Raw genomic sequence first — 17,270 nt, 5'->3', positions numbered from 1 at the left:
TCTTACACACGGCCGTTCTCACTCACCGATGGATGTGGCGTCGACCGCACGTCCGCGCGTCGCGGCCCAGGCCGGGACGAGGATCGCGACGAGCGAGAGCACCACGGCGATCGCGAGCACCACCAGGTAGATCGCCAGTGGGCCGGACGGCAGCAGCGATCCGCTCACCACGAGGCAGAACGGCACGATCGAGCCCGCCGCGACGAGCGTCCCGAGCAGCACCGCGATGGCCGCGATCAGCCCGCCTTCGACGCCGGCCATCCGCAGCACCTGGCCGCGGGTGAACCCGCTCAGCCGCTGCAGCCCGAACTCCCGGCGCCGCTTGGCCGTGGCCATCACCAGCGTGTTGACGACCGAAATCACGGTGTACGCGATGATCATCCCGACGAGCAGGTAGTTGACCCACGCGCCGATCTCGTTGCCCTTCGCGTGCGCCGCGATGAGCACGTCCCGGTCACCGACAGCCACCGGCATTCCGGCTGTCGCCTCGCGAAGCCGCGAAGTCAGCGTCGCCGTGTCGACACCGGGAGCCGCCCGCACCAGCAGCTGCGGGGCGAGTCCGAGAGTCGTGTGCGGAGCCAGCAGCGACGCGGGCAGCACGAGCCGTTCGAACCCGGCGCGCTGGCTCACGACCGCGGCCACCCGCACGTCCACCGGCGTGCCGTCGCCGAGCCGCACCGACAGCGTGTCCCCGACCTGGCGGCCGAGCGTCGTCGGCACCTCGACGGCGTTCCCGGTCAGCTCGCTGACGCCGAGCGCCGGCCAGCCGTCGTCGTCCTGGTTCGAGTCGTAGGGCTTCTCGACGAACACCGTGCTCGTGACGTACTCGGACGCGCCGGCGACCCCCGGCGTCGACCGCACCCGCCCCAGCACCGACGGGTCGAGCCCGGCCGGCCCGGCGACGACCGCGTCCGCCCGCAGATCCTCGGTGTACGCCTGGTTCGAGACGGCTTCCTGGGTGGTCTGCAGGTAGATGTTGGCGGTCGCGATGCCGACCGCGAGCATGATCGGGGTGACCGCGCCGGCCGTCCGGACCGCGCCGACGCGGGTGTTGAGCAGCGCGATCCGGCCGGTGACGCCGCTGACCGCCTGGACCGGCCAGCGCAGCAGCATCGCCGTCACCTTGGTGACGCCGGGGCTGATCGCCGCGAGCCCGAACGCCCACAGCATCACCGCCGGACCCGCCGTGCTGGCCGCGACCGGACCGGTCATCACGGCGACGGTGACGATGGACAGCGCCGTGCCGCCCGCGAAGCACAGGATCGCGGTGATCACCCGGATCGGCGTCAGCCAGCGCCGCTCGACGGCGGCCTCGGCGAGGGCCTCGGTCGGGCGGACCTTCGACGCACGACGTCCGGCGACGAAGGACGCGGCGATGACGGCCAGCAGCGACGCGCCCGCGGCGACCGTCGCCGGGAGCCAGCCCTGCTCGAACCGCAGCACGTCCGGCACGACGTGGTTGGCCGCGAGCTCTCCGAACAGCCACTTCCCGAGCACCGGGCCGAGCACGACCGCGACGGCGACCGCGAGCACGCCGACGACCAGCGCCTCGCCGAGGACCATCCGCCGCAGCTGGCGCGGGGTCGTGCCGATCGCGCGCAGCAGCGCGAGTTCGCGCTGGCGCTGCTGGGTCGACAGCGTGAGCGTGCCTGCGACGACGAACACCATGACCATCGCCGACAGTCCACCCGAGACGGCGGCCAGCACGATCAGGTTCTCGCCGCTCTTGCCCACCTCGGGGAACTCGAGAAGACCACGGTCGGCGCCGGTCGTCACGACCCCGGCGTCCCCGACCACCGCCGACACCGCGGCGGCGTCACCACCGAAGACGCCGATGGCGTCGAACTGCCCGGGGTGTCCCGAAAGCCGTGAAGCGTCCGAAGCCGCGAAGAACACCGCCGAGTCCCGCATGGCCTGCGGCGCTTCGGCGATGCCGGAGATCCGGTACTCGACGACGCTGCCGTGCGCGGCGACCGGCAGCGTGTCCCCGGCGGCGAGCCCGAGCCCGGCGTCGACCACGACTTCGCCCGGCTTCGGCGCTTCGCCCTTCAGCGCGTACGGCGTCAGCGCGGCGGAATCCCACGCGTGCCCGAGGGCGCTCGCGGCGCCGATCTGGGCGGGGAAGCTGACCTCGCCGACGACGTCCGTGACGCCGGGGACCGCGCGCAGGCGGCCGGCCAGCGCGGCGTCGACGCGGACGCGCTCGGGCAGCGTCGCGTTCTTGAACTTGTGCTTGTCGTCGGGGTCGAGGGTCGCCGGGTCCTCTTCGGGCAGCGCCAGCGTTTGCTGCCCGCCGACGACGATCGGCGCCGCGGCCAGCCGCTGCACCGGCGTCTCGGACCGGATGCCCGTCTCCATCAGGCCACCGCACGCCGACACGATCAGCGCGCCGAAGAACACGGCGACGAACGTCGCCAGGAAGCCGCCCTTGCGCAGGCGGAGGGTGCGCATCGCCAGCTTGAACATCAGGCCCGCACCGCCGTCCGGTCCCAGGCCCCGAGGTGGGTCATCCGCTCGGCGACGGCTTCCGCGGTCGGCCGCGAGAGCCGCCCGGCGATCCGGCCGTCGGCCAGGAACACGACCTCGTCGGCGTAGGACGCGGCGACCGGGTCGTGCGTCACCATGATCACCGTCTGGCCCGACGTCCGGACGGAGTCGCGCAGCAGGCCGAGCACGTCGGCGGCCGTGCGGGTGTCGAGCGCGCCGGTCGGCTCGTCGGCGAACAGCACGGCCGGGTTCGTGACCAGGGCGCGCGCGATCGCGACGCGCTGCTGCTGGCCGCCGGAGAGCTGCCCGGGCAGGTGCTTGCGGCGCCCGTCGAGCCCGACGTGCGTGAGGATCCGCGCCACGAGCCGCTTGTCCGGGCGCTTCCCGGCCAGCTGCAGCGGCAGCACGACGTTCTGCTCGACCGTCAGCGCCGAGAGCAGGTTGAACGCCTGGAAGACGAAGCCGACGCGGTCGCGGCGCAGCTTCGTCAGGTACGTCTCGCTCTTGCCGTCGAGGTCCTGGCCGTCGAGCACGACCCGGCCCGACGTCGGCCGGTCGAGCCCGGCCGCGCAGTGCAGGAACGTGCTCTTGCCCGACCCGGACGGGCCCATCACCGCGGTGAACCCGCCGCGCGGGAACGAGATCGAGACCCCGTCCAGCGCGACCACGCCGTCGTACTCCTTGCGCACGGCCTCGAGCCGAACCGCCTCAGTCGTCATGGGGAGAACGCTAGGGAGGCAGCGCCCGGATCACCCTGGTGCGCACGCGCGTCTTCGAGGTAGGGACAGCCCTACTCAGGTGCGGCCTTTGCCACCGAAGCCGCCGCTGATCTTCCGCAGTACCGCGCGCGGCAGCAGCCCGCCGATCGCGACGACGGCCTTGTACTGCAGGCTCGGCACCGAGATCACCTTGCCGCGGCGCAGGTCCGCGAGCGCCTCGCCGACCACCTGTTCGACACCCAGCCAGGCGATTTTCGGGCCCGGCTTGCCGATGCCGGCCCGCTGGTGGAATTCGGTCGCGGTGAAACCGGGGCAGAGGGCCATCATCCGGACACCCTTCGGCAGCGACGCGGCGATGCCTTCGGTGAACGACGTGACCCAGTTCTTGCTGGCCGTGTACGTCGAGCCACGGCCGCTGAAGAACCCCGCGACGCTGCTGACCTGGATGATCTCGCCGTGGCCGCGCTGGATCATGCCGGGCAGCACGGCCCGGGTCAGCCGCAGGACGGCGGTGACGTTGACGTCGAGCTGACGCTGCAGCGCGTCCGGCGGGATCGTCCAGAAGTCGCCGTTCAGCCCGAACCCGGCGTTGTTCACCAGCAGGTCGACCGGACCGGCCGCGAGCCGCTCCTCGACCGCCGTCCGTCCGTCCACTTCGGACAGGTCAGCAGGGAGCACCTCAACGGCGACTCCGTGCTTTTCCCGCAGCTCAGCGGCGTACGCCTCCAGCCGCGTGGTGTCGCGGGCGACGAGAACCAGGTCGTACTTCTCGGCGGCGAGCGTGCGCGCGAACTGCGCGCCGATGCCCGCGGTGGCTCCGGTGATCACAGCTGTGTGACGTCCGGGGCTCCGCCCCGGGCCGGGGGCTCCGCCACCCGGACCCCCGACAAAGAAGTAGGTGGTGGTCATGTGGGTGAACGATACCCACAGGTCAGGGCCTGCGGGTGCAGCCGTTTCGGGCCCGGGTTATCGTCCCGGCCATGGGTAAGCACAGCAGGCGCAAGAGCGGCTACCTGCCCAAGGTCGCCGCCGGCGCGGCGCCCGTGGCTCTCCTGTTCGCGGGTCCCGCGTCCGCGTTCGCCGCCCGGCCCGACCTCCCGCTGCCGATCGACCACCGCCACACGACGACGTTCGTCAGCGACGGCGACACGCTTTCCGCGGCCCGCCGCGACGTCGTCGTCAAGCAGCTCGGCGACGCCCAGCTCGCGTCCGACGTCACGGAGGCCGTCGCCACGCGCGGCGACCGCGCGGGCGTCGTCGAGCGGGCTCACCAGGGCGTCTGGCTCGCCAAGGGTGTCGACGTCCTGAGCGAAGACGCCGAGCAGCTCGACACCGGGCTGTTCACGGGAGACCTCACGGGCGGGGTCGCCGGCCGCCGATCGTCCGGGCAGGCCGTCGACCTCGGCCGGCTGGGCGCGCTCGGCACGACGTCCGAGCTGCACGCCATCGGCAGCCTGTCCGGCCACCTCGACGTGGGCCAGGCACACGAGCTCGGCGGCCAGCTGGGACCGGCATCCAGCCTGGTCAAGACGTCCCAGACCCTGCCGTCGGGCTCGTTCAGCGGCGACCTCGGGATCGACCACGTGGTCCACGTCCAGGGCGCCACGACCACCGTGCGCGGCGCCCTCGACCAGCACCCGTCACTGACGGCGAGCGTGCTCGACCAGCGGGTGCCCGGCCTCTAGCCCTGCGGCGCCGGCGGGTCCGCGGGCGGCTGCTGGACCGGAATGCCGGCGGCCGGGGTCGGCGGGTTGCCGCCGGTGGACGGGATGGGCGCGCTCGCCTGGTGGCGGCCCGCGTCGTAGTCCTCGTCGAACGGGTCGACGATGTCCGCGATCTCGCCGAGGTCACGCAGCAGCCGCTCGAGCCGGGACGGACCGGCCGTCGGGACGACGCTGGCGAGCACCCACTCGGCCTCGAGCCAGGCCACGCCGACGTCGCCGCCCAGCTGGTCCGCGGCGTCGACGAGCTCCTGGGTGATCACCGCGCGGGCGCCGTCGGCGTCGTCCGCGAAGGCGTAGCGCGAGCCGATCGGACCGAGCATCTCGGGCATGTCGGTGCGCTGGAACGGCACGCTGGACAGCCACATCTCGATCGGGATCCGGTGCTTCTTGTTGCAGCGCACGGCGACGACGACCGCCGGGATCTGCCCCTCGGACTCGATGTCGAAGATGAACACGGGACGGCGGCCGTCGGAGGTGAAGGTCGAACCCGCGACGACGTTCACGGCCGCGTCCGCGCCGAAGTAGCCGATCGCGCCGTTGGACCACTGCTGCGGCAGCCGCTCGTCCTCCTCGACGAACTGCCAGCCGCGCAATTGCGCCCAGCGCATTCGCTCGCGGTTGCGCGAGCCCTCCTTCGCCCGGTCGGCCGCGAGCAGCCCCAGCCCCGCCACCAGCGCGACGGCGGCGATGACGAACCAGATCCACGCCGGAATACCCACGACGTGCAGGGTATCGCCTGCTACGCCGAAGAGATGATCGCCGGTACCCGTGTCGCCGAGCCCGTTCGGATCAATTCCCGGTCCCCGGGTCGACAAATCGCCACGAACCACCACTGTGGACGGCCGTGAAAAGCCGTGAAGGCCTCCTTCGCGGCCATAAGAGCCGGTAAGGAGGCCTTCACGGACTTGCGGGTCAGACGCGCTCGACGGTGAGGGAGTCGCCGGCTTCCAGCTCCGGGATGTCGACCCGCACCGTGTCGCCGTCGCGGACCTCGCCGGACAGGAGCTCCTTCGCCAGCTTGTCGCCGATCGCCGACTGGACCAGCCGCCGGAGCGGGCGGGCGCCGTAGATCGGGTCGAAGCCGTTGAGCGCGAGCCACTCGCGGGCGCCGTCGGTGACCTCCAGGTTCAGCCTGCGCTGCGCCAGCCGCGAAGCCAGCCGCGCCACCTGGATGTCCACAATGGACGTCAACTGCTCGGTGCCGAGCGAGTGGAACACGACGATGTCGTCGAGCCGGTTGAGGAACTCCGGCTTGAACTGCCGCTGCACCACCGACAGCACCGCGTCCCGCCGCTGCCGCTCGTCCAGGTTCGGGTCGGCGATGGCCTGCGAACCGAGGTTCGAGGTCAGGATCAGGATGGTGTTGCGGAAGTCCACCGTCCGGCCCTGGCCGTCGGTCAGCCGCCCGTCGTCGAGGACCTGCAGCAGCACGTCGAAGACGTCCGGGTGGGCCTTCTCGACCTCGTCGAGCAGCACCACCGAGTACGGCCGGCGCCGGACGGACTCGGTCAGCTGCCCGCCCTGGTCGTACCCGACGTACCCCGGCGGTGCGCCGACCAGGCGCGCCACCGAGTGCTTCTCGGCGTACTCGCTCATGTCGATGCGCTGCATCGCGCGCTCGTCGTCGAACAGGAACTCCGCCAGCGCCTTCGCCAGCTCGGTCTTGCCGACGCCGGTCGGGCCGAGGAACAGGAACGAGCCGGTCGGGCGGTCGGGGTCGGCGACGCCGGCCCGGCTGCGGCGCACCGCGTCCGCGACGACCTGCACGGCCTCGGGCTGCCCGATCACGCGCCGGGACAGCTCGTCCTCCATCCGGAGGAGCTTGCCGGTCTCGCCTTCGAGGAGCCGGCCCGCCGGGATGCCGGTCCACGCGCTGACGACGTCCGCGACGTCGTCCGCGCCGACCTCTTCCTTGAGCATCACGTTCTGCTGGCTGGCCTCGCTCGCCGCGGTGGCCGCTTCGAACTCCTTCTCCAGCGCCGGGATCCGGCCGTAGCGCAGCTCGGCGGCCTTGCCGAGGTCGCCGTCGCGCTCGGCGCGTTCGGACTCGCCGCGCAGCTGCTCGAGCTGCTCCTTGAGTTCGCGGACCTTCTCGATGGAGCCCTTCTCGTTCTGCCAGCGGGCGGTCAGCGCGGTCAGCGTCTCGCGCTTCTCCGCCAGCTCGCCGCGCAACGCCGCCAGCCGATCGCGAGAAGCCGCGTCGCTCTCCTTGGCGAGCGCCATCTCCTCGATCTCCAGCCGACGGACGGCGCGCTCGACCTCGTCGATCTCCACCGGCCGCGAGTCGATCTCCATGCGCAGCTTGGACGCGGCCTCGTCGACCAGGTCGATGGCCTTGTCCGGCAGGAAGCGCGCGGTGATGTAGCGGTCGGACAGCGTCGAGGCGGCGACCAGCGCGGCGTCCGTGATGCGGACACCGTGGTGCACCTCGTAGCGCTCCTTCAGCCCGCGCAGGATCGCGATGGTGTCCTCCGGCGACGGCTCGCCGACGAGCACCTGCTGGAAGCGCCGCTCCAGGGCGGCGTCCTTCTCGATGTGCTGGCGGTACTCGTCGAGGGTGGTCGCGCCGACCATCCGCAGCTCGCCGCGAGCGAGCATCGGCTTGATCATGTTGCCGGCGTCCATCGCGCCCTCGCCGGTCGCGCCGGCGCCGACGATCGTGTGCAGCTCGTCGATGAAGGTGACGACCTCGCCCGCGGAGTCGGTGATCTCCTTGAGCACGGCCTTCAGCCGCTCCTCGAACTCGCCGCGGAACTTCGCGCCGGCCACCATCGACCCGAGGTCGAGGGCGACGACGCGCTTGCCGCGCAGCGACTCCGGCACGTCCCCGGCGACGATGCGCTGGGCCAGCCCTTCGACGATGGCCGTCTTGCCGACGCCGGGCTCGCCGATCAGGACCGGGTTGTTCTTCGTGCGCCGCGACAGCACCTGCACGACGCGGCGGATCTCGGTGTCGCGCCCGATGACCGGGTCGAGCGCGCCCGCGCGAGCGCGCTCGGTGAGGTCGACGCCGTACTTCTCCAGCGCCTTGAACGTGCTCTCCGGGTCTTCGCTGGTGATCCGGGCGGAGCCGCGGACCTTGACGAACGCCTCGCGCAGCGCGTCCGGCGTGGCGCCGTGGCGCTTGAGCAGGTCCGCGACCTGGCCGCCTTCGGTGGCGAGCCCGACGAGCAGGTGCTCGGTCGAGACGTACTCGTCGCCCAGCTCGGTCGCCAGCTTCTGCGCGTGCGTCAGCGACTTCACGGCGAACGTGTCGAACTGCGGGCTCGACACCGTCGCGCCGGTCGCGGACGGCAGCGCCGCGATCAGCGGCTCGAGCTCTTTGTGCACCACCCCCGGGTCGGCCCCGACCGCGGTCAGCAGCGGTGCGGTCAGCCCTTCACCCTGCGCCAGCAGGGCGCCCAGCAAGTGGGCGGCCGACACGTGCGGGTTGCCGGCCATGGTGGCCGCCTGCGCCGCGGACGAGATCGCCTGCTGGGTCTTCGTGGTCGGGTTGAAAGCGTCCATCCCTCACCTCATGCTCGATACACCAAAAGTCCAGGTGACAGGCCTGACCGAGACCTGACACTATCTCTAACGCACGAAAACTTGAGTCTGTTCCGCTCAACTCTGACCGGGTGCGACGGCGCCCGCCGGCAACCGGGAGCCCAGCATCCCGAGCCCGGCCACGGCGAGGCCGGCGCACGCCCCGACCAGCACCCAGGGTAACCAGTTCGCGACCGAGAACAACGCCACCACGGCGGGCGCGAGGACCTGCGCCACGGTGAACGCGTACTGGTACGCAGCCAGATAACGGCCGCGGGCCACCGGAGGTGCCGCGGCTTCGGCCAGCGCACCCGAACGCGGGCCGAAGACCAGGTCGCCGGCGGCGAAGACCAGCGTCGACAACAGCAGGTAGACCACGCGCCAGCCGTCGGGCACGAGCAGCACGCCGAGGCTGACCAGGCACCACGCGGCGAACAGCGCCGAGCCGGCGCGCATCGCCGTGATCCGGCTCAGGTGGGCGGTGAGCCGCAAAGCGAGCGTGCCGCCGACGCTCGTCAGCACGGTCAGCAGGGCGAGGATCGCGCCGGGCAGCCAGGCCGGGCCGTGCAGCCGGTCGAGGACGAACACCGGCGTGCCGATCAGGAAGAAGTCGAGCGAGAGCCCGAAAAGCCCGCTGAAGAGGATCAAGGCGAGGTACGGCCGGTCGCGCAGCACCCGGGCGGACCCTTCGCCGTCCTGCCGGTGTGGCCGCGACAGCTGCACGAAGAACGCGAGGATCGACGCGGCCACGACGAACGTCGCGACGTCGAGGAGGAGCGCGATCCGGTACCCGCCCGCGCCGAGCCAGGTCAGCAACGCCCCCGCGACGAGACCGCCGAGGCCGAAGCAGCCGGCCCGCACCATCCCCACCTCGGCGAACGGCCGATCTTTCGGGACGTCGCCCGCGACGTCGGCGATGAGCACGTACAGGCAGCTGTAGAACAGCTGCTGGCCGGTGGACAGCAGGACCGCGGCGGCCACGACCGGGCCCGCGCCGTCGGCGAGCAGGTACGCGCCCGCGCCGGCGGCCTGCAGCAGCTGGGCCCCGATGACGACGGCCCGCGGCCCGACGCGGTCCACCAGGCGACCGGCCAGCGGCGGCACGACGAGCCCGCCGACGGTACCCAGCGTGACCGCCGTGCCCGCCATCGCGAGCGGCACGCCGACCACCTGCGTCACGTAGACCAACGCCAAGGGGAGAAAAAGACCTGAGCCGAAGTTGTCGATCCCCAACGCGCACAGCAGTGCGACCCGGCTACGCGTCACCCACCGACGTTAACGCTGTGGCACACCGCCAAGTCAGGCCCGAACGGCCACATTCCGGCGTGCAAAAAGCCACTGCCGGTGTTACCGCGAGGGCACCGCGTCACTTGGTCGTGTCAGCCAGGCAAGCGGCGCTGCCGAGGGCGCGGCGGAGGTCGGCGTTCATCTCGGCGAGCCTGCCGATGAGATCGGTGACGCGCTCGTCGTCCCAGCCGCCGAGCGCCGTTTCCATGAATTCCAGGTAGTTGGCGCGCCAGCGGGCGAGCTCGGACCGGCCCTTCTCGGACACGCTCACCAGGGACGCGCGGCCGTCTTCGGGCGCGGGACGGCGGTCGACGAGCCCGGCCGCGGACAGCTGCGTGATCTGCCTGCTGACCACCGACAGGTCGACGAACCGGCGCTTGGCCAGCTCGGACGGCCTGGCTTCGCCGTTCTTCGCGAGGTCCGACAGCAGCATCGCGGCCGCCGGGTGCAACCCCGGCTGGTCCTGCCAGGCCTGCATGACCCAGGCGTGCTGGAGCTGCGACGCGGTCTTCAACTCGCGCATGAGCTCGACCCGGACATCGTCGTCGGTGTCGTCGAAGCCCATCGGACCCTCCTGCCACAGCCATTACTTGTGCAATACAAGTTTATTGTCGATCGCTTGCGCGAGCAAGGATCACCCTGGTGAGGTCGCCCACGCCGCAACCGCGGGCAATACACCCGGTCGGAGCAACAATGCGAGCAAAAGGGCGCCCGGCGGCTACCCTGCGGACGGACGCGCGCGCGACGCGCCCAGGTGCGTAACGAGGTGGATGCAGTGGCGATGGACTCAGGAGGCGGCCGTGAGCACGAAGGCCGTCTCCGCGCCCGGGCCGGCGATGACTGACCGGGTACCACCGCACCACCGTCCCCAGGCAGCGAACACCCGCCCATGACAGCCGACTCCGTCAGCCCGTTCCCCCGGTCCTCGGCCCCGCGTGAAGCCCCCGCGGCCGTCGCGGCGATGGTGCAGCTCATCCGGGACAGCTGGGCGAAGTCCGAGCCGTACATCGCGGACATCTCCCAGTTCTTCTACGGGATGCTGTTCACCCTCGCGCCGACCACGCGCGATTTCTTCCCGATCAACATGGAGATCCAGCGCGGCCGGCTGGTGCGCGCGCTGGTGCACATCGTGCAGATGGTGGACCGGCCCGACGACCTCGCGCCCTTCCTGCGCCAGCTGGGCCGCGACCACCGCAAGTTCGGCGTCGTGCCCCGGCACTACGAAGCCGTCGGCACCGCGCTGCTGGCGTCGCTCAAGAACCACCTCGGCCCGGAGTGGACGCCCCAGGTCGAACGCGCCTGGGCGGAGGCGTTCACCATCGCCGCGCGGGCCATGCAGGACGCCGCCGCGTCCGACACGAACCCGCCGTCGTGGCAGGCCACCGTGGTCGAGCACCGGCGGCTGACCTGGGACCTCGCGCTGGTCCGGCTGATGCCCGACCAGCCCGTGCCCTACCACCCCGGCCAGTACGTGAGCGTCGAAGTCCCCCAGCGGCCGCGGCTGTGGCGCTACCTCTCGCCGGCGAACGCGCCGCGCGAGGACGGCGGCATCGAGTTCCACGTCCGCGCCATCGACGGCGGCTGGGTGTCCAGGGCGATAGTCAGCCACACCCAGCCCGGCGACGTCTGGCGGCTCGGCCCGCCACTCGGCCGGCTGACGGTCGACCGCGAATCGTCACGGGCCGTGCTGATGGTCGCGGGCGGGACGGGCATCGCGCCCCTGCGGTCGATCCTCGACCACCTCGCGCTGTGGGGCGAGAACCCGAAGACGTGGCTGTTCTACGGCGGGCCGGCCCGCGAGGACCTCTACGACCTCGAGGAACTGCGCGCGCTCGCGTCCACCAACCCCTGGCTGAACGTGACGCCGGTGGTCGAGCGCGGCGGCGACGTCCCCGGCTTCGAACAGGGGACGCTGGCCGAGGCGATCACGCGGTACGGCGCCTGGCCGAACCACGACATCCTCGTGTCCGGCTCGCCGGCGATGATCCGCGCGACGGTGTCGCGCATGTTGGTGGCGGGCAGCGCGCTCGACCAGATCCAGTACGACCCGTTCACGATCGACTAGCACCTCCCATTGCGGACGCACCGGTTCCGGTGCACAAATCGAACGAACCGCAAGAATTGTTACGGCGCTCGGTGAATCCCTTCGGGTGATCGTTTTTACGCTGTGCCAGACGGGGTTGACCCGGTGTGGCGAAATTGCTCCGTTCGAGCGGACCGCGCGGAATCACGCGCATCTGCACGGGAATTCGCCTACAGTCGGAAACCCTCGGGGGCGGCACCGCCACGACGACGCCGCAGGCACGGCGCGAAAAGCCTTTGCACGACTGGAGATTACCGTTCCCGATGAGTGCTGAATCACTGAAGATCTCCGCCCCGCCCAAGACTGTTCCCGTTTCGGCTGTGGAAGGTCGCGAACTGGCCAGGCTGATCCGTGAAAGTTTTGCGGAGATCGAACCGAAAGCCGACGAACTGGCGCAGTACTTCTACGGCGCGTTGTTCGTCATCGCGCCGGATTGCCGCGATCTGTTCCCGGCCTCCATGGCCAACCAGCGGAGCCGGTTGTTGCGCGCCCTCGTGTACGTGGTGCAGATGGTCGACCGGCCCGACGAGCTGACGACGTTCCTCGGGCAGCTGGGCCGCGACCACCGCAAGTTCGCCGTGGTGTCCCGCCACTACGACGCCGTCGGCGTCGCGCTGCTGTCCGCGCTGAAACGGTTCCTCAAGCAAAAGTGGACGCCCGAGGTGGAGTGCGCGTGGACGACGGCGTACGGGATCATCGCCAAGACCATGCGCGAGGCCGCGCAGGCCGAGACCGGGCCGGCGTCGTGGGCGGCGCGGGTGCTCGACCACCGCAAGCTGTCCCGCGACGTCGCGATGGTGCGGGTGCAGACCGAAGGACTGCTGCCCTTCCGGGCCGGCAGCTACGTGAGCGTCGAGGTACCGCAGCGGCCGCGGATGTGGCGCTACCTCTCCCCGGCGACCGCGCCGCGCGGCGACGGCCAGCTGACGTTCCACGTGCGCACGGTGCCCGGCGGCTGGGTCAGCGGCGCCATCGTCAACCACACCGAGCAGGGCGACGTCTGGCGGCTCGGGCCGGCGATGGGCACGCTCAACGTGCGCCCGACCGCGACGCGGAAGCGGCTGCTGATGATCGCCGGCGGAACGGGCGTCACCCCCTTCGTCTCGATCCTCGACGACCTCGCGCACTGGAAGCGCAACCCGCCGGTGCACCTGTTCTTCGGCGGCAAAAGACCCGAGGACCTGTACGCGCTCGACGACCTCCGGCGGCTGACCGCGGTGTCGAAGTGGCTGACGGTCACGCCGGTGACCGAGGAGGGCGCGATCCCGGGCGGCGACCGCGGCACGCTCGCCCACGCGGTGACCCAGCGCGGTTCCTGGAAGGACCACGACATCCTCGTCTCCGGCTCGCCCCCGATGATCCGGGCGACGATCGCGAAGCTGCTGACCGCCGGCGTCGAGCTCGAGCGCATCCGCTTCGACCCGTTCACCCTGGACTGAGGAACTCTCAGCGCGCCTCGCGGGAGGGACTGATTCTCGCTATGTTCGCCGATATGGAGATGACTATTCCGGTTTCGGACGGCACGATCGGCGGCTACCTGGCGGAGCCGCCGGGCGAAGGACCGCATCCGGGTGTGGTGCTCATCCACGACGCGTTCGGGCTGAGCCAGGACACGAAGAACATCACCGACCGCTTCGCCGCCGAGGGCTACCTCGCGCTCAGCCCGGACCTGTACGCGCGCGGCGGTTTTCGCCGGTGCGTGCGCCGCGTGTTCTCGGACATGTTCGCCAACCAGGGCCGGACGTTCGACGACATCGAGGCGTCGCGCGCGCTCCTGGCCGGCCGCGGGGACAGTTCGGGCCGGATCGGCATCGCCGGGTTCTGCATGGGCGGCGGCTTCGCGCTCGTCGCGGCGTCACGCGGCTTCGAGGCGTCGGCGCCGTACTACGGGCAGCTGCCGAAGAACCTGTCGGTGCTCGACGACGCGTGCCCGATCGTCGCGAGCTTCGGCAAGAAGGACTTCTCGCTGCACGGCGCGGCGGTCAAGCTCGAGACGGCGCTCACCGAGCGTGAAATCCCGCACGACGTCAAGGAGTACGACGGGGCGAGTCACGGGTTCGCGAACAAGATCGAGGTCGCACCGCCGTTGAACCTGCTGCTCAAGGTCATCGGGTTCACCTACCACCACGAGGCGTCCGAGGACGCGTGGCGCCGAGTGACGTCTTTCTTCGGCGAACACCTGCAGCAACCGGCCCGACCTTCGCACTGAGCCGAGCGGGCTACCGAAGTCGCCGGATGGCTGTAGTTGATTGACCGTTGTGCCCGAATCGCTTTATGGTCTAGACCACGTCTTCCCCGGACGTGCTCGTTCGTCCTCCCTCCGGAACAACGCTGTTCCCCCTCGAGGAGCCGAAATGACCCTGAAGCGAAAGCTCTTCGCGGCCGCAGCCGGTGCTCTCCTCGCCCCGGTGCTGGTCGTCGTCCTCCCCGCCACCTCCGCGAGTGCCCACGGGTACATCTCCGATCCGCCCAGCCGGCAGGCCAACTGCGCGGCCGGGAAAGTCCCGAACTGCGGGCAGATCGTCTACGAACCCCAGAGCGTCGAAGGTCCCAAGGGCCTGCGCAGCTGCAACGCCGGGTTGGGGCAGTTCGCCGAGCTGACCGACGAGTCGAAGCCCTGGCCGGCCAAGTCGGTCGGCACTTCGGTGACGTTCAACTGGGTGTTCACCGCCCGGCACGCCACGAAGAGCTACGAGTACTACGTCGGCAACACGCTCGTCGCGTCGTTCAACGGCAACGGCCAGCAGCCCCCGTCGACCGTGCAGCACACGGTGAACCTGGCCGGCTATTCGGGCCGGGTGAAGGTGCTGGCGATCTGGAACATCTCCGACACGACCAACGCGTTCTACAGCTGCGTCGACCTCCAGATCGGTGGCGGCGGCACTCCGCCGCCGACCACCACCCCGCCCCCGACGACGACCCGCCCGCCGACGACGACCCCGACCACACCGCCCTCGAGTGGCACGTGGGCGGCCGGAACGGCGTACAAGGCCGGCGACGTGGTGACGTACGGCGGCGCGAGCTATCGCTGCCTCCAGCCGCACACGGCGATCGCGGGCTGGGAGCCGCCGAACACGCCTGCCCTCTGGCAGCGTCAGTGAGAGTGCTGCTGGCCGTCGTCGCGCTGCTGCTGGCCGGCTGCAGCGCGACGGCGGCCCCACCCGCGTACAACGCGGCCGACGTGATGTTCCTGCAGATGCTGATCCCCCAGAACCAGCAGGGCATCGAGATCGTCCGCCTGGCCGCGGACCGCCCGCTGCCACCGGCGTTGAAGGAGCTGGCGGCGGCGATCGAGTCCACCCAGCTCACCGAGATGGACGACATGAAGCGGTGGCTGCGCGACTGGGGCCGGCCCGAGACGATGGACATGAACCCCCAGGTTCACGCGGGGCACGGCGGCATGAAGATGACGTCGCCGGACCTGGTGGGCACTCTCCGGGCGGGTTCGGACGCCGAGTTCTCCCGCAAGTTCCTCGACGTGCTGACCGGCCAGCAGCAAGGAGCGGTCGAGCTGGCCCAGACGGAGAACGGCGCGGGCGGCGGAGTCAACGCCCAGGCTCGCGACCTCGCTCGGCGCGTCATCGAGTCGCGGACCGCCGAGGTGAAGCAGCTGTTGAACTTCAAGGTGTGACGTCCCCGCGGCCCCGGGTGCCGACCGCGAGCAGCCCCTGCCCGGCTGCTCGCGGTCGGCGCGTTTATTCGGTTGGCCACGCCCGCGCGCCGAGTTAGCCTCGCGATCATGAAGTTCTCCTGCGCCGTCTTCGCGAGGTTGCGTACCCGCCGCTGACGGCGGCGCACCGATCTCCTTTCCCTGCCCGCCGTTCCGGCCTTCGCCGGGCGGCCGCTTTCGTGCTGCCCGGCTCCCTCCAGAGCTGCGGAGCATCCCTTGACTTCCCTCGTACCCGAACACGCCCACCTGCGCGCGGACCGCGTCGGCGTCACGCTCGGCTCCCGCCGGGTCCTGCACGACGTGAGCGTCACCGTCTCGCCCCGGTCCCGGCTGGCGATCGTCGGCGAAAACGGGCGCGGCAAGACCACCCTGCTGCACGTTCTCGCCGGACTGCGAGCGCCCGACCACGGCACCGTCCAGCGGACCGGGACCATCGGCGTCGCCCGCCAGACCATGCCGTTCCGGTCCGGCGAAACCGTCGGCACGCTGACCACCGAAGCCCTGCGCGAAACCCACGACGCCTTGCGAGCGCTCGAGGCGGCGACCGAGAACTTCGCCGAAGACCGTTACGCCGCAGCGCTCGACACGGCCACGCGCCTCGACGCGTGGGACGCCGAACGCCGCGTCGACGTCGCCCTCGAAGCCCTCGACGCCTGCGCCGACCGGGCCCGCGAGCTCAGCACGCTCTCGGTCGGGCAGCGCTACCGCGTGCGCCTGGCCTGCCTGCTCGGCGCGCGACACGACTTCCTGCTGCTCGACGAGCCCGGCAACCACCTCGACGCCGGCGGCCTCGCGTTCCTCACCGGCCGCCTGCGCGATCACGACGGCGGCGTCGCCCTCGTCAGCCACGACCGCGCGCTGCTCGGCGACGTCGCGACCGAGTTCCTCGACCTCGACCCCAGTCAGGACGGCCGCCCGCGCAGCTACGCCGGCGGCTACCAGGCCTGGCAGGACGGCCGCCGCCGCGACCGCGAACGCTGGGTGCAGGAGTTCGAAGAGCAGCAGGACACGCACCGGCAGCTCACCCTCGCGGTGACGCAGGCCCGCGACCGGCTCAGCACCGGCTGGCGGCCGGACAAGGGCACCGGACGGCACCAGCGTCAGTCCCGCGCACCCGGCGTCGTCCAGGCGCTCAACCGGGAACGGGCGGCGCTGGAAGCGCACCGCGTGACCGTGCCCGAGCCGCCGTTGTCGTTGCGGTGGCCCGATCTCGGCTCCGGCGCTCAAGCACTGGTCCGCCTGCACGACGTCGGCGTCGCCGGTCGCCTCGCCGGCCCGGTGACGCTGTCCCTCGACCGCGGCGACCGGCTGCTCGTCACCGGCGCGAACGGCGCGGGCAAGTCGACGCTGCTCTCGGCGCTCGCCGGCGAGCTCACGCCGACGACGGGTTCGGTCCGGCGCCTCGCCGGGGCGACGGTGGCCTTGGTCGGCCAGGAAGTCCCGGCGTGGCCGGAAGAACTCACCGCTCACCGGCTGTTCGAGCGGGCAGGCGTCCCGTTTTCGGCCATGGGTTTGCTCGACGCCGAAGCCCTGCGCACCCCGGTCGGCCGCATGTCCCAGGGACAGCGGCGGCGCCTCGACCTCGCCCTGCGGCTGGCCGGACGGCCGGACCTGCTGGTGTTCGACGAGCCGACCAACCACCTGTCCGCGGTGCTCGTCGAGGAGCTGACCGAGGCCCTGCTCGGCACCCCGGCCGCGGTCGTCGTCGCGACGCACGACCGGCGGATGCTGGCGGATCTCGCGCCGTGGCCCCGGCTGGACCTCTGACGCACGAA

General features: G+C 71.3%; 14 protein-coding genes. 7 read left to right on the top strand and 7 right to left on the bottom strand.

What is annotated here, in order from left to right:
• Positions 1–18: 18 nt before the first annotated feature.
• From AB0N03_RS17150 to AB0N03_RS17140, 3 genes are all read right to left on the bottom strand, one after another.
• Positions 19–2,466, bottom strand: a complete 2,448-nt coding sequence (locus AB0N03_RS17150; RefSeq protein ID WP_364371941.1) for an ABC transporter permease — start codon at positions 2,464–2,466, stop codon at positions 19–21.
• Positions 2,466–3,206: an ABC transporter ATP-binding protein gene (locus AB0N03_RS17145; protein ID WP_364371938.1), complete on the bottom strand. Its 741-nt coding sequence runs from the start codon at positions 3,204–3,206 to the stop codon at positions 2,466–2,468. The genes AB0N03_RS17150 and AB0N03_RS17145 overlap by 1 nt, the downstream gene beginning before the upstream one ends.
• 75 nt (positions 3,207–3,281) lie before the next feature.
• On the bottom strand, positions 3,282–4,034 hold the full coding sequence (locus tag AB0N03_RS17140; RefSeq protein ID WP_364371935.1) for an SDR family oxidoreductase: 753 nt from the start codon (positions 4,032–4,034) through the stop codon (positions 3,282–3,284).
• Between the two features lie 152 nt (positions 4,035–4,186).
• Here AB0N03_RS17140 and AB0N03_RS17135 point away from each other — a divergent pair, with 152 nt between their 5' ends.
• Complete coding sequence (locus AB0N03_RS17135) at positions 4,187–4,891, top strand: hypothetical protein (RefSeq protein WP_364371932.1); 705 nt, start codon at positions 4,187–4,189, stop codon at positions 4,889–4,891.
• On the opposite strand, the gene AB0N03_RS17130 is transcribed toward AB0N03_RS17135, so the two are convergent.
• The 4 genes from AB0N03_RS17130 to AB0N03_RS17115 all read right to left on the bottom strand — a co-directional run bounded on the left by AB0N03_RS17130 (position 4,888) and on the right by AB0N03_RS17115 (position 10,307).
• Entirely contained in the window at positions 4,888–5,649 is a 762-nt protein-coding gene (locus tag AB0N03_RS17130) for a hypothetical protein (RefSeq protein WP_364371929.1), read from the bottom strand. The genes AB0N03_RS17135 and AB0N03_RS17130 overlap by 4 nt on opposite strands.
• A 193-nt stretch (positions 5,650–5,842) precedes the next feature.
• The gene (gene clpB / locus AB0N03_RS17125; RefSeq protein WP_364371926.1) at positions 5,843–8,437 is read right to left on the bottom strand and encodes an ATP-dependent chaperone ClpB; all 2,595 of its coding nucleotides are present in this window, start codon (positions 8,435–8,437) and stop codon (positions 5,843–5,845) included.
• A 96-nt stretch (positions 8,438–8,533) separates the two neighbouring features.
• Positions 8,534–9,721: an MFS transporter gene (locus AB0N03_RS17120; RefSeq protein ID WP_364371923.1), complete on the bottom strand. Its 1,188-nt coding sequence runs from the start codon at positions 9,719–9,721 to the stop codon at positions 8,534–8,536.
• Between the two features lie 100 nt (positions 9,722–9,821).
• Complete coding sequence (locus AB0N03_RS17115) at positions 9,822–10,307, bottom strand: MarR family winged helix-turn-helix transcriptional regulator (RefSeq protein WP_364371920.1); 486 nt, start codon at positions 10,305–10,307, stop codon at positions 9,822–9,824.
• Positions 10,308–10,631: 324 nt separating this feature from the next.
• On the opposite strand from AB0N03_RS17115, the gene AB0N03_RS17110 reads away from it, so the two are divergent.
• From AB0N03_RS17110 to AB0N03_RS17085, 6 genes are all read left to right on the top strand, one after another.
• Entirely contained in the window at positions 10,632–11,807 is a 1,176-nt protein-coding gene (locus AB0N03_RS17110) for a globin domain-containing protein (RefSeq protein WP_364371917.1), read from the top strand.
• A gap of 353 nt (positions 11,808–12,160) precedes the next feature.
• Positions 12,161–13,264, top strand: coding sequence for a globin domain-containing protein (locus AB0N03_RS17105; protein WP_364372298.1), 1,104 nt, complete (start codon positions 12,161–12,163; stop codon positions 13,262–13,264).
• A gap of 53 nt (positions 13,265–13,317) precedes the next feature.
• On the top strand, positions 13,318–14,034 hold the full coding sequence (locus tag AB0N03_RS17100; RefSeq protein WP_364371914.1) for a dienelactone hydrolase family protein: 717 nt from the start codon (positions 13,318–13,320) through the stop codon (positions 14,032–14,034).
• A gap of 145 nt (positions 14,035–14,179) precedes the next feature.
• On the top strand, positions 14,180–14,926 hold the full coding sequence (locus AB0N03_RS17095) for a lytic polysaccharide monooxygenase (RefSeq protein WP_364371911.1): 747 nt from the start codon (positions 14,180–14,182) through the stop codon (positions 14,924–14,926).
• Positions 14,923–15,456, top strand: a complete 534-nt coding sequence (locus AB0N03_RS17090; protein ID WP_364371908.1) for a DUF305 domain-containing protein — start codon at positions 14,923–14,925, stop codon at positions 15,454–15,456. Before AB0N03_RS17095 ends, AB0N03_RS17090 begins: the two co-directional genes overlap by 4 nt.
• A 255-nt stretch (positions 15,457–15,711) precedes the next feature.
• Positions 15,712–17,262, top strand: a complete 1,551-nt coding sequence (locus AB0N03_RS17085; protein ID WP_364371905.1) for an ATP-binding cassette domain-containing protein — start codon at positions 15,712–15,714, stop codon at positions 17,260–17,262.
• Positions 17,263–17,270: the final 8 nt, after the last annotated feature.

This window comes from Amycolatopsis sp. NPDC051061, from assembly GCF_040682935.1.
Classification (GTDB): domain Bacteria; phylum Actinomycetota; class Actinomycetes; order Mycobacteriales; family Pseudonocardiaceae; genus Amycolatopsis.
This window is presented reverse-complemented; position numbering and strand designations above follow the sequence as displayed.

Bases quoted from the DNA above. Each gene is read 5' to 3' on its own strand.
- AB0N03_RS17115 (WP_364371920.1), bottom strand. From the start codon at position 10,307: ATGGGCTTCGACGACACCGACGACGATGTCCGGGTCGAGCTCATGCGC.
- AB0N03_RS17150 (WP_364371941.1), bottom strand. From the start codon at position 2,466: ATGTTCAAGCTGGCGATGCGCACCCTCCGCCTGCGCAAGGGCGGCTTC.
- AB0N03_RS17095 (WP_364371911.1), top strand. From the start codon at position 14,180: ATGACCCTGAAGCGAAAGCTCTTCGCGGCCGCAGCCGGTGCTCTCCTC.
- clpB (WP_364371926.1), bottom strand. From the start codon at position 8,437: ATGGACGCTTTCAACCCGACCACGAAGACCCAGCAGGCGATCTCGTCC.
- AB0N03_RS17145 (WP_364371938.1), bottom strand. From the start codon at position 3,206: ATGACGACTGAGGCGGTTCGGCTCGAGGCCGTGCGCAAGGAGTACGAC.
- AB0N03_RS17110 (WP_364371917.1), top strand. From the start codon at position 10,632: ATGACAGCCGACTCCGTCAGCCCGTTCCCCCGGTCCTCGGCCCCGCGT.
- AB0N03_RS17100 (WP_364371914.1), top strand. From the start codon at position 13,318: ATGGAGATGACTATTCCGGTTTCGGACGGCACGATCGGCGGCTACCTG.
- AB0N03_RS17135 (WP_364371932.1), top strand. From the start codon at position 4,187: ATGGGTAAGCACAGCAGGCGCAAGAGCGGCTACCTGCCCAAGGTCGCC.